At 29.3% G+C, this 13,477-nt stretch carries 9 protein-coding genes; 7 read left to right on the forward strand and 2 right to left on the reverse strand.

Going from position 1 to position 13,477, the window contains the following annotated elements:
- Positions 1–197: 197 nt before the first annotated feature.
- Entirely contained in the window at positions 198–1,094 is an 897-nt protein-coding gene (locus Q0K19_RS05585; protein ID WP_297246159.1) for a hypothetical protein, read from the forward strand.
- Between the two features lie 171 nt (positions 1,095–1,265).
- Positions 1,266–2,714 (forward strand): Asp-tRNA(Asn)/Glu-tRNA(Gln) amidotransferase subunit GatA, encoded by a 1,449-nt coding sequence (gatA, locus tag Q0K19_RS05590; RefSeq protein ID WP_297246161.1) that lies wholly within the window; start codon positions 1,266–1,268, stop codon positions 2,712–2,714.
- Positions 2,715–3,122: 408 nt separating this feature from the next.
- On the opposite strand, the gene Q0K19_RS05595 is transcribed toward gatA, so the two are convergent.
- Positions 3,123–3,356, reverse strand: a complete 234-nt coding sequence (locus Q0K19_RS05595; protein ID WP_297246163.1) for a sulfurtransferase TusA family protein — start codon at positions 3,354–3,356, stop codon at positions 3,123–3,125.
- Between the two features lie 277 nt (positions 3,357–3,633).
- Positions 3,634–4,719, reverse strand: a complete 1,086-nt coding sequence (gene yedE / locus Q0K19_RS05600; protein WP_297246165.1) for a YedE family putative selenium transporter — start codon at positions 4,717–4,719, stop codon at positions 3,634–3,636.
- Positions 4,720–4,858: 139 nt separating this feature from the next.
- On the opposite strand from yedE, the gene Q0K19_RS05605 reads away from it, so the two are divergent.
- The 5 genes from Q0K19_RS05605 (at position 4,859) to Q0K19_RS05625 (ending at position 13,317) form a co-directional block, all read left to right on the forward strand.
- Complete coding sequence (locus Q0K19_RS05605) at positions 4,859–5,683, forward strand: DUF2262 domain-containing protein (RefSeq protein WP_297246167.1); 825 nt, start codon at positions 4,859–4,861, stop codon at positions 5,681–5,683.
- 147 nt (positions 5,684–5,830) lie between these two features.
- Entirely contained in the window at positions 5,831–6,181 is a 351-nt protein-coding gene (locus tag Q0K19_RS05610) for an aspartate 1-decarboxylase (protein ID WP_048594951.1), read from the forward strand.
- A 30-nt stretch (positions 6,182–6,211) separates the two neighbouring features.
- Positions 6,212–10,516, forward strand: coding sequence for an acyl-CoA dehydratase activase-related protein (locus Q0K19_RS05615; RefSeq protein ID WP_297246169.1), 4,305 nt, complete (start codon positions 6,212–6,214; stop codon positions 10,514–10,516).
- Between the two features lie 260 nt (positions 10,517–10,776).
- A complete protein-coding gene (locus Q0K19_RS05620; protein ID WP_297246171.1) occupies positions 10,777–11,280 on the forward strand; it encodes a hypothetical protein in 504 nt (167 codons plus the stop codon).
- Between the two features lie 21 nt (positions 11,281–11,301).
- Positions 11,302–13,317 carry an AAA family ATPase gene (locus Q0K19_RS05625; protein WP_297246173.1) on the forward strand — a complete coding sequence of 672 codons (2,016 nt, stop codon included), beginning with the start codon at positions 11,302–11,304 and terminating at the stop codon, positions 13,315–13,317.
- Positions 13,318–13,477 lie beyond the last annotated feature (160 nt).

Consider the following 13,477-nt stretch of genomic DNA (forward strand, 5'->3'; position numbering starts at 1 on the left):
AATTATGATACACCTATGTTATACTTCAAAAAGATAAGGAATACTTAAATGCAATATGTATGGCACCCATGCAATAACTCTATTATTAAGTTATGTTTATTAAAAGCATAAAAAAATATCTGCAAGTAAACATAATGCATTTGATTTTATTATTCAATAATGTATAATAATGAATAATAAAAATCTTGGAGAACAAAATGAAAAAATTACTAGTTATGTTTTTGTTTGTAGCTGTAAGTATCTCTGCTTTTGCTTATGAAACAGTTCCATACATGTTCCACAATATGGTTCCTTATGGAATTACTCCAGATGAAGTTAATGAGATATTAATGGCTTCTAATTTCTCTTCAGCTGCTGCTGAGCCTATAAGCGGTACATTTTATGTTAGTAAGTATCCAGATCCTGATTTAGTATGGTACAATCCTCATACAATGAATTGGATAAATGTTAAATTCACTACTAATGATGTTTCTGAGCTTTTCACAAGAGATTCAGGTATTTTATACTTTAACTTTATAGTTACTAATGAATTTAAATGTATGACAGTTAGAGCTGACAATATTAATGATGATGCTACTTTGGCAGGAAAACAGACTAAATGGGCTTATAAATTCTTCTTCCATGAAGATAAATTATTTGCTGTAAGTGCTGTTTATGAAGGTGATTACACTTTAGAACAATACAAATCAAGAAATGAAGGTAAAGAATATGCTCATCCTGGTTATGTAATGTCTAGAGGTTTATTCAGCAGAACTTTAGGCGGATTCCATACTAAATACGGCGGATTCCATAACAGCAGATATTCTACTTTTGATGATTTTACTTCTATGAGATATGGTAATTATATGAATAAAGCTGCTAATACTTCTTTAGCTGTTTATTATGCTACTTATGGCGGTAAAAACATTAACTTTGTAGCTTCTTATGTAGATAATTTCAGAATGCAGCCTATAGCTAACAGATTCCAAAAATCTTATTATGAAAATTATTTCGATTTTGCTGATGTTCCTGTAGGAATACCACCTGAAATTAATCCTCCTAAAGATGAAAATGCAGATGAGAATAATACTCAAGCTACTGATAATGCTCAGTAATTGTAATTGATTTTTAATAAATAGAGAGTCTGTAATATTCAGGCTCTCTATTTTTTTGTATTATGCTTTAAAAAATATATTTATTTTTTGCAAAAAACATATATTTATGATATAATCTTTCAAATTAATAACTTTTATTATATTTCTATTTAATATGAGAGGTTTTTTACTATGGAGTTAAATGAATTGACTATAATTCAAATAAGAGAAAAATTAAAAAATAAAGAAATAGATGCTCCTACATTAGTTGATTCTATTATTAAAAAAATAGAAGAAGACAATAAAAGAGATGATAAAATATATGCATATCTTGAAATTTTTAAAGAAGAAGCATTAGAACAGGCTAAAAAAGCACAAGAGAGAATCAATAATGGTGAAGATTTGCCTTTGCTTGGTGTTCCTTTGGCTATTAAAGATAATTTATGTTATAAAGATCATTTGATGACAGCTTCTTCAAAAATGCTTGAAGGCTATAAAGCTCCTTATACAGCTCCAACAGTTCAGAGATTAATAGATAATGGTGCTATTATAATAGGCAGAACTAATATGGACGAGTTTGCTATGGGAGGTACTACAGAGACTTCTAACTATGGAGTTACTAGAAACCCTAAAAACAGAGCTCATGTACCTGGCGGTTCTTCAGGCGGTTCTGCTGCTGCAGTTGCTGCTAATTTTGCTTTCGGTGCTTTAGGAAGTGATACAGGCGGTTCTATAAGACAGCCGGCTTCTTTTTGCGGTATAGTTGGTGTTAAGCCTACTTATGGCAGAGTTCCTAGATTAGGATGTATTGCTATGGCTAGCAGTTTAGACCAAGTTGGACCTTTAACTAAAGATGTTAAAGATGCTGCTTTGATGACTAAAATTATAGCTGGTTTCGATCCTAAAGAATCCACTACTTTAAATATACCGGTTCCTGATTATGTTGCTGCTTTAGATGGTAATATTAAAGGAATGAAAATAGGACTTGCTAAAGAGTATTATGACACAGATTTAATATCTCATGATGTTAAAGAAAATGTTATGGATGCTATAGGTAAATTAAAAGATCAAGGTGCTGAAATTGTTGAGATTAGCTTACCTAATGCAAAATATGGCTCAAGAGTTTATACAGCAGTTATGGATGTTGAAGTAGCTTCTAATATGGGAAGATATGACGGTATAAGATACGGATATCACCCTAAAGGCGATTTCAATTTAGATGAATATTACTATACTTCAAGAAGTGTAGGACTTGCTTTTGAAACTAGAGCTAGAATATTATTCGGTACTTTAATGACTGGTAAAAGATTCTTCTACAGCCATTATCAGCATGCATTAAAAGTAAGAAAGTTAATGCAAATGGATTTTGATAATGCATTCAAAAATGTTGATGTTATTGTTTCTCCTACTTCTCCTGTGACTGCAGGACTTTTAGGTACAAGAGATCAAACTGACAGTGCTTTAAGTTTCTTGGCTGATAGTTATGTTTCTAATATTAACTTGGTAGGACTTCCTGCTATGAGCGTACCTTGCGGAGCAGATAAAAACAATATGCCTATAGGTATTCAATTCATTACTAAACAATTTAATGAAGTTGATATGTTTAGAATGGCTTATGCTCATGAATTAGCTAGTAAATAATTGAATTTTCATTTTGAATATAAAGGGGGGGCTTTATGCCTCCTTTTTTATTTAATACGATTATTTTATTATAAAATAGTATTATAATTATATTTTTATTTATTTAAATTCTATTTTTTGGTATATACTAAAATTTTTCACTTTGTCAATTTTTTATTCAACTTTTTCCCGCCGCACGCCTGCCGTAGGTACGCTTCGCGAAAACACAATTGCTATAACTTTATATTTTAAAAATATTTATTTAATGTAAAATAAACCTAAATTTATCCTAAAAATGCAGTTCTTTTGGTTCTTTTATACCAATAAAAGAACTGGGGTGCGGGGCAAAGCCCTGCAAATATTTTAAATTAAAAAAATTATTTTGATAAAATATAGTTGTTTAGGTATATATAATTTATAATTAAAATATCACTTTACTTTTGTTAAGGTTACAAGTATATCTTCATTTTCTGTATTTTTGAAAGTACCTTCATAACCGTATTTTTTGCATCCTCTTATAACACTTTCACAGCTTGAATGTCCGCTTACCAAAACTTCTATAATAGTATTTAATTCTGTATTATTAATAGCGGCACATTTAGCCTGAAAAGAGGCTTGAGAACATGACATTCCTCTAGTATCTACTTTTATAGTATCCGGCATAGCAATTTCCTTTTGATTAATTAAAAAATGAGTAATTTGTAGTGTTTTTTTGAAAATTGTGGAAGTTTTATTTAGAAAAATTCTTATTATTATAATAAGCATTATATTTTTTATCTAAATCTTTTTTTATGATCTCTGCCTCTGCCTTGTATTATCATAACTTTATTAAGTTTTAAGAATACAAAGCAGAGGCAAAGTTCATTATATTACTTCCAAAAATTTGTTGCGGTATATTTCCCTTTATATTACGGCAGCACACGGCTGTACAAGAAATATATCAATTAGCGGTATTTTCTTTCATTGTAAAACCAATTATTATACAAAATACCAAACCTAAAATAACAGCTCCCATTCCATAAGTAGTAGGGCCTGAAGTTGAACTTGCTAAATTAAAGTTATGAGCAAATCCAGCACCAACTAACATACCTATAACGAATATAAAACTGTCCATATTACCTTCCGCAGATTGTATCACTTGTCTTCCAGGGCATCCTGTACCTAAAGTAAATGCTAAACCTGTAAGAATCATTGATACAGTATTCCATAAAATATTTGTATGGGCTATTGGCTGATTTTCCATAGAAAAACTAAATCTGTTAGTTATTATGTTTACTATAAAAGCAGCAGCAATAAAAGCTATAACACCTTTAGTCATATGGAAATCTTTCATAAATATTCCGTCTCTAAGTCCGCCTACAGTACAGAATCTTGATTTTTGAGCTATGAATCCTATAACTATTGAAGCTATTAAAGCTATAATGATAGGGGCTCTCATACTTCCCGGACCGGATTCAGAAAAGAATATTGGACCTCCTTCAGAAAATTTTGTTTGTTTCAATAATAAAATTAAAAGTATTATTGATACAACTAGAGGCAATAAACCTACTAACTTATTTTTATAAGCTTTTGGCTGACCTAAAGAGAAATTTTGTTTCCAGAAGAAAACTCCTATTCCTCCGCCTATAATAATGCCTATTAAACCAAATATTCCGTTAATATCTCCTCCTGCTACTCTAAGCAAAGTTCTCCAAGGACATCCTAGAAAAACTAAAGCACCGATCATAGCAAAGAAGCCTAAACAGAATCTTATAATAGGCGAGCTTCCTCCCTTAGGAACGAATTCTTTAGAGAGTATTGCCGAAACTGATGCACCTATAACAAGTCCTATTAATTCAGGTCTTATATATTGTACAGCAGCTGCTCTATGCAATCCGACAGCTCCGGCTAAATCTCGGGTAAAGCATGCAATACATATACCCATATTAGCAGGATTGCCCATTACAGAGAGCCAAGCAGCTATAGCACCTATAATAGCACCGGCTATTATAACTCCTATAGAGCTTGTGAAAATGTCTTTCTTCATTTTCAACTCCTTTAATATATTTTTGCGTAATTTTATAATAAAAAATATTTATTATCAATATAGTATATTTTTTTTGACAATAATTGTTATTTGTTTTAAAATAAATCATTATTTTATAATACAATTATGGATTTTAATTATGTTTTATTTGCAAAAAGAAAGTGAGTTTTCAGAAGAATATAAAGATGTTGCTTTTATAATAGGTTCTCCTGATTTTTTTGGGGCAAAAACTGAAGATGATGATAAAATTAATGTGCTTATTATGTGCATTGCATATAAGGATATTGAAACAGGATACATAGAAAAGAATAAAAAAATAGTTGTAAGAATGAAAATCTATGAAAAGGAATTAGATTATTATAAGAAGATAATAAAAAGAGAATCTATTGTCAAATTAAAAGTCAGATACGAAAAAGAGCAGGGAGAAGAGCTTGCCGAGTTTTTGCTTGCAGATATTATAGATAATAATTACAAAGATGAAGATTTAAATAAAATGCTTAAAGAATATTTAACTCCTATTTATTATAATGATGAAGTTCTTGGAAGCTTCTTATATAATAGAATGGTAGGTTCTTTTGATAAAGAGATTGAATGGGTTAATAATAAAAAAATTCTTGCTGCTTTTGATGATTCTAATGAAAGCGATAAAAATAAGGCTGTTTCATTTTTAAGAGATGTATTTTTAAACAAAGAAGAATTTGATAAAAAAGTAAAAGATTATTCTGCAAGAAAAATTATAAGAGAGGGTAATAATATTTCTTCTAAGAGCGGAGGAAATATTATTGATGAAGAAGTATTTATTAAACAGTTTATGGGTAAGATGGATTTTGTAGAAATTATAGTTCATGAAAAAGATGATTATGTTAATTATAGATTAGGAAATAAAAATGTTTTCAAAATGGATATAATTGTAGAAGGAAATTTGAATGGAAATTTATTTAATGCTTTTATAAGTCCTTTTTGATTATACGTATAATATGTGTGATTATAATTAAAATTTGCCTAGTATATAATAACCATTATTAATAAATATTTAAATTTGTAATATTGACATTTTCTAATATAATAAGTAAAATATTTGTAAAAAAATAGACTATATGGATTTTAATATATGATGAGAAGTGTCATAAAATCCAAGATAAATAGACTTACAGTTACAAGGACGGATTTAAATTTTAGAGATTCAATAACAATAGATGAAGCCTTGCTCGATAAATCGGATATAATGGACGGGGAGAGGGTATCTGTTATTAATTTGAGTAATGATATTCGCTTTGAAACTGAAGTTGTTAAAGGAATAAGGGGTACTGGTATTATAGGCATCAATGGCGACAATGTTCACTACGCTAAAAAAGATGATACTATAATAGTTCTTTCCTACGGACATATACCGGAGGAAAATATAAAGAATCATAAAACTAAAATAATATTTGTTAATATGTACAATATGATACTGGAATAAATAAATAGTTTTACTTTTAGGAGAGATATTATGGAAAAAATTTTCAAAGCAGGTATTGACATTGGTTCAACTACCGCAAAGATGGTTGTATATGATAATGACAATATGATATTCAAAACTTATGTCAGACATAATGCTGATGTAAAGGATACATTATTGTCTATACTTGATAATTTACAAGCTATGCATGGAGATTTAAAACTTTCTCTTGCTATGACAGGTACAGCAGGAATGGGTGTCTGTGAAAAAACAGGCATTAGTTTTATTCAAGAGGTAATCGCTTCTTCAACAGCTATCAGAAAGATTTATCCTTATGGAAGAACTTTGATAGATATAGGAGGAGAAGATGCTAAAATCATAGTATTTGATGATAATTTCAAAGCGGATATAAGAATGAATGGTAACTGTGCAGGCGGTACAGGAGCATTTATAGATCAAATGGCTACGCTTCTTAATGTTCAGCCTTCAGAACTTTCTGTATTAGCTGAAAAATCTACTTCTATATATCCTATGGCAAGCAGATGTGGAGTATTCGCTAAAACAGATGTTCAAACTCTTATAAGCCGTGATATACCTAAAGCTGATATTGCTAAAAGTATATTTCAAGCTGTTGCTGTTCAAACAGTTAATACTTTGGCTAAGGGTTTTGAAATTAAGCCTAAAATATTATTTACAGGCGGACCTTTAACATTCCTTCCTGAATTAAGAAAAACATTCTTGGCTCTTCTTAATGCTTCAGAAGACGATATGTATACAGTTGATCACCCTGAATTAACTGCAGCAATAGGTGCAGCTTTCGGTGAAAAAGAGGAACAAACTACAATAAAAGTTTCTGAATTATATAAATTAGTAGAAAATATTTCAGCAGAAGTAAAAATCACTAATTCAAAAACAAGAGAAGCTTTATTTACAAGTCAGGAAGAATATAAAGAATGGACAGAAGAGCATAGCAAAGATAAAGTAAGATCTGCTGATGTATCAACTGTTAATGGTAAAAATACATTCTTAGGTATAGACTCCGGTTCTACTACTACAAAAATCGTTATTATTGATGAGGACGGACAAGTAGTATTAAGACATTATAGAAACAATAATGGTAATCCTGTTGGTGCTGTTACTGAAGGACTTACAGAGATTAAAAAAGAATTAGATGAGAAAAATATAAAAATTAATATAGCAAGAACTGCCGTTACAGGTTACGGGGAGGATTTAATAAAAGCTGCTTTCAATATGGACGAGGGTATCGTTGAAACTATGGCACATTACAGAGGTGCTAAGGCTTTCGATAAAGATGTTAGCTTTATACTTGATATAGGCGGACAGGATATGAAAGCTATATTCATTAAAGACGGTATTATAGAAAATATTGAAATTAATGAAGCTTGTTCTTCAGGATGCGGTTCATTCATAGAAACATTTGCACGCGGTATGGGTTATAAAGTTGCTGACTTTGCTAATATTGCATGCGAATCTGCAAGACCTTGCGATTTGGGAAGCCGCTGTACAGTGTTTATGAATAGTAAAGTAAAACAGTCTTTGAGAGAAGGTTCTTCAGTTGCTGATATTTCTGCAGGACTTGCTAAGAGTGTTACTTTAAACTGTTTCACTAAAGTATTGAAAATTACTGATACTTCTATTTTGGGCGATCATATAGTTGTTCAGGGCGGTACTTTCAAAAATGCTGCAGTGTTGCGTTCTGTAGAAAAGTTTTTAGATAAAAAAGTTATTCGTCCTGATATATCTGAACTTATGGGAGCTTATGGTTGTGCATTGCTTGCTTTAGATACATACAATACTAAAGAAGAAGATACAACATTTATAGGTTTGGATAATTTACAGGAAGCTAATGATTATGAAAGAAAACAGCTTACTTGTAAAGGATGCGAAAACCTTTGTACTGTTACTAGATTAAAATTCAAAGATAATAAATCATTCTATACAGGCAATAAATGTGAAAGAATATTCACTAATAAAGGAAATAAAGAAAGAAATTACGGAATGGATATCACTCAGAAAAAACTTTCTCTATTGTTCGACAGACCTTTAGCACCTGCTTCAGATGAAATAAAAGGTACTATCGGTATACCTCGCGTGCTTAATATGTATCAAAACTTCCCATTCTGGGCTACTATACTTGTTGAATGCGGATACAGAGTACAATTATCTTCACCATCAAGCATGGCTATAGCTGAAAAAGGTTCTGGTACTGTTATGAGCGATAATATATGTTTCCCTGCTAAAATAGCTAACGGACATATATATGATTTGATAGAGTCTAAAGTTGACAGAATATTCTATCCATCTGTAGTATTAGAAAAAGCTGAAGATGACGGAAGCGTTAATAGTTATAACTGTCCGGTTGTTACAGGATATCCTGATGTAATAGACAGTTCTATAAGTCCATTAACTAAATACGGAATTCCTTTCGATGCTCCGACAATTTCTTTCTTGAATGAAGATTTATTATATAAAGGCTGTAAGGCTTATTTCGTTAAAGTTCTTGGAATAAATAAAAAAGATTTTGACAGAGCTTTCAAAATGGCTTTAAAAGAGCAGGTAAGAATTAAAGAGGAATTGAGAGCTGAAGGCAAAAAAATAATAGAACATGCCAAAGAAACTCAAACTCCTACTATACTTATAGTAAGCAGACCTTATCATATTGACCCATTAATCAATCATAAGATACCTGAAACTATTGCTTCATTTGGTATTAATGTTATTACTGAAGATGGTTTGGATATAGATGAATCTCTTGCTGATGTTCAAGTATTAACTCAGTGGTCTTACCCTAATAAAATGTTTAAAGCTGCTTTATGGGCTTGCAAACAAAAAGATATGAAGCTTGAAGTAGTTCAGATTAATAGTTTTGGATGCGGTCCTGATGCTACTACTTCAGATGAAATAAAATCTATACTTAATGCTTATGGTAAGAGTCCTACTTTAGTAAAAGTAGATGAGATATCAAGTCCAGGAAGTATAAGGTTAAGAATACGTTCTATGATAGAAAGTATGAAGATGAAAGGCGACTTTACACCAAGTGAAGAGTCTAATAGAACTATTATTAAAAGATATGAGAAAAATGACAGACGTGCAATACTTGTACCTAAATTCGGACATTTCTATGATCCTATGATTTTAACTTTATTAGAAAGAAGCGGATATGATACAATACCTCTTCCAGAACCTGATGTTGAATCTGTGGAATTAGGTTTAAGATATGCTAACCAAGATATATGTTATCCTGCAACAATAGTAATAGGTGATATTATAAGAGCTGTTCAAAGCGGAAAATATGATCCTAAAAATATAGCTGCGGGCATTACTCAAACAGGCGGACAATGCAGGGCTAGTAATTATGCTTCTCTTATAAAGAGAGGATTAATAAATGCAGGTTATCCTGATGTTCCTGTTGTTACAGTTGGATTAACAGTTATAAATGATCAGCCTGGATTCGAGCTTTCAAAAATGGATTTGATGAAAGAGGGTATTATAGCTATGCCTTATGCTGATGCTATATCTACAATGTATTATTACTGTGCTGCTAGAGAAGTTAAAAAAGGTGAGTCTTTGGCACTTGCTAATAAATATATAGCATTACACCCTAAAGATTTCGCTCTTAAACCTACTGATAAATTATTAAAACAGGCTATAGCAGAATTTAATGCCATTGAAACTAATGATAATTTAATGCTTCCTAAAGCTGGATTAGTAGGTGAGATTTATGTAAAATATAATAACTTTGCTAATGGCGATGTTTGCGATTGGCTTATGGCTAAAGGCGTTGAGGTTATAGTTCCTCCTGTATTTGACTTCTTTGTACAGAAAGTTATAAGCGAACAGGTTAATAAAGAAACTAATGCTAGAGATGTATCATTCTTAGGATATTACGGTTCTAAAATATCTGAAAAAGTTATTGATATGAGAATAGATTCTATAAATCAGATGATGTCTAAATTCAAAGGCTTCAGACCAGCACATCATATAAGACAAATAGCTGAAAATGCTGCTAAAGTTACTGCTATGACTAATCAGTTTGGAGAGGCTTGGCTTTTACCTGGTGAAATAGCAACTTTCGCTGAAGAGGGCGTAAACAATGTACTTTGTCTTCAGCCTTTCGGTTGTATTGCTAACCATATCATAGCTAGAGGTATTGAAACTAGACTTAAAACTAGATATCCTGATTTGAATCTTCTTTATTTAGATATGGATGCAGGAGCAAGCGAAGTTAATACTGTAAATCGTTTAGAGTTCTTCGTTCGTTCTGCTAAAGACAGTATGAATACTGCAGCAAATATCAATTATGTTAAAGAGTCTATCGGAGAATATGCTAAATAATTTTTAGTGATTAATAAAAAATAATAAATATAAAAGGTTTGCAATTAGTTTTATGCTTCTTGCGAACCTTTTTATTATTTACACTTTTTGTAAATTATTATTTTACATTATTTGTAAATTAATAATTGACATTTTATGTAAATAGTTTATATTATAGATGTATTAGGTATTTTATAAGAACACTATATTTTAGTTATTAGAAAAATTGTATTATGTCTATGGAATATTAATTTTTAATTTAATAAAAGAGAAAAATAAAAATGGAAAACAAATTATTAAGAGAAAAAATAAGAGATTTAGATTTGAGAATATCTGATCTTGCAGAATATCTTAAAATATCAAGACCTACTTTATATAAATATATAGATATGTACGAAGAAGGCAACAGAAGTACAATAGATACAAAAATATTAAATCTATTTGATTATATACAAAATAGTAAAAACATAGGAAGTAATAATGTTATTTATTATATAATGAATAATATCGTTGAGAATAGCAATACAAATAATACAGAGGAGGATAAAAGGATGAAAATAAAATCATTATTAAAAACAGAAAATAAAACAAAAGAGGATTTTATATATATGCTTACAGAGGATAATTTTTTTGATCCTATATTAGATTATTTGATGAAATGTAAAAAACTTTCTACTGATCCGGACAAAAAATTATCTGAAGAAGATTATGAGTTTATATCTCCTCTTATGAGTTTATATAAATCTCAAGGTTTTAGAATGAGATTATCAAATAAAGATAGGTAATAAAATTTTAGGGAAAAACTTATGAAAAGATATTTAACAATTAAAAACTTCAGAAATATTAATCCTGTAGTTGTAAGCAAGGATGCAGAATATAATTCAGAAAGAAAAGAAGATGAAGTAAAATACGGCAGATTATATCTTAATGGTGATATAGAGCAAGGGGCATTAATAAGCATAATAGGAGCAAACGGCACTGGTAAAAGCAATATATTATCAGCAATAGAGAAATCATTCAAAGGCGGTATAAACGGCAGAAAAGATAATCCTAAAATAGATGGTTTTATAGGATGCAAACCAGATTTAGAAATATTTATTGAAGCAGACAGCGGACTCGTATATAAAGGGAAATGCAAAACTATTAGAACAAAAAAAAATGGATATGCTGAAAAAGATGAATATAAAGATAAACTTGTATGGGAATTAGAAGAAAATAAAATCAATGCAGATATTATTTTGAGTAAAAATTATTTATTGAAAATAATGGATTATATATATAATGCTACAAATAATGTTACTTCAAAATACGGCAGCAGTATATACTTTGTTTATGAATATAATTATAAATATGATAATAAATCAAAAACAGAATATACTTATGAAGATATATTAAATTATACCGTATTAAAAATAATGGAAATAATTTCTAAATATAAAGAAAATGAAAATATAGATAAATTAAAATTATTAATAAGTTTGCTTGATGATGAATCTTATGAACAAAATAAAAATACCGGATATCGTGAATTCAATATTGATGAAAATCAGATTAATAAAAATGATGTAAAATACCTATTAGAAATTTTAGCAGAAATTGAATCTGTAAATATAAATATATATGTTCATAGAGAAAATATAAAAAACAGCGAACTTACTGTAGGATGTTATGCTAGTAATGGACATTATCATGATAAAACTAGAAATATTATAACTCAATCACATTTTCTACGTTCATTATTCAAAGCTGCAGATAATATGGAGATGTATAATAATTTAATAAAAAACTATACTAATATATTATCCGATGTTGCTTTTGCAAAACAGACAGAGAATGAAATAAATAAACTTTTCGACAACACTGTATCAAAAAAATTCAATGAATTATATAAATCAAATAATGAATATAAATTTAAAATAGCATTAGATGAATACTTTATAAAAATATATTTTGAAACTAGAAATGGTATTACAAATTTAGAAAATGAATCTGAAGGCTTTAATTGGTTTTTCAGTTTATTCTTTAATACAATAAATCCTAATGAATTAAAGAAAGGAGATATAATAATAATTGATGAGCCTGAACAGCATTTATCAGTTCCTTTAATAAAAGAATTAAGAAAATTTTTAAAAGAGTTTGCTAAAGATAATGGTGTTACTATAATCACGTCTACTCAAATTCCTTATTTTGCAGATATTCATTATTTAGATGAATTAAAAATAGTAGAGCCAAAACAAGATGGTATAGGAGTAAAAATAGAAAATGACTTCTCTGCTACTTATGGTAAAGTGGATACATTAGAAAAAATTATAAATGCATTTGGCGTTAAGCATATAGATATTATGAGAGATACCAAAATAGTATATGTTGAAGGTATTACAGATTATAATTATCTTACAGCTTTTAAATTATTAATGGAGCATATAGAAAATAGAGAAATAAATACAGCATTCATGCCTATTAATGGAGTGGGAAGACCTAATGATGAAAGAAAGAAAAATGATATAATAGATTCATTATGTAAACTTTCTGATAAGCCTATACTATTAATTGACAGCGATATTTCAGCAGATCAATTTACAGAGTTAGCAGAAGGAACAAATTTAAGAATAACTCAGCTTGAAGATATAAGTTCTAATTTTGTTACAATAGAAGATTTATTCGATGATAATGATAGACAAATTCATAAAATAGATAAAAAGAATAAAGATGCTCTAGATTCTGCTTTGTTCAAAAATAATATAATAGACTATTATGAAAAAAATCTGATATCTCAAACTACTATTGATAATTTCTTCAAGGTTATTAGAGAAATAGATTAATAGAAAAAGATGCTATAATAAAGAAACTGTTCATTACAGCCCCTTTTTTATTATTAAATCATTGAATAACTATGAAAAATACAAAAAATATTAAATTTTTCCTTAAAAAATTATATTTTAAGGAACTTTTATATGTTGTATTCGTCTAATATAGTAATAC

Origin of the sequence: uncultured Brachyspira sp., from assembly GCF_944393015.1 — a bacterium.
Lineage (GTDB): Bacteria > Spirochaetota > Brachyspiria > Brachyspirales > Brachyspiraceae > Brachyspira.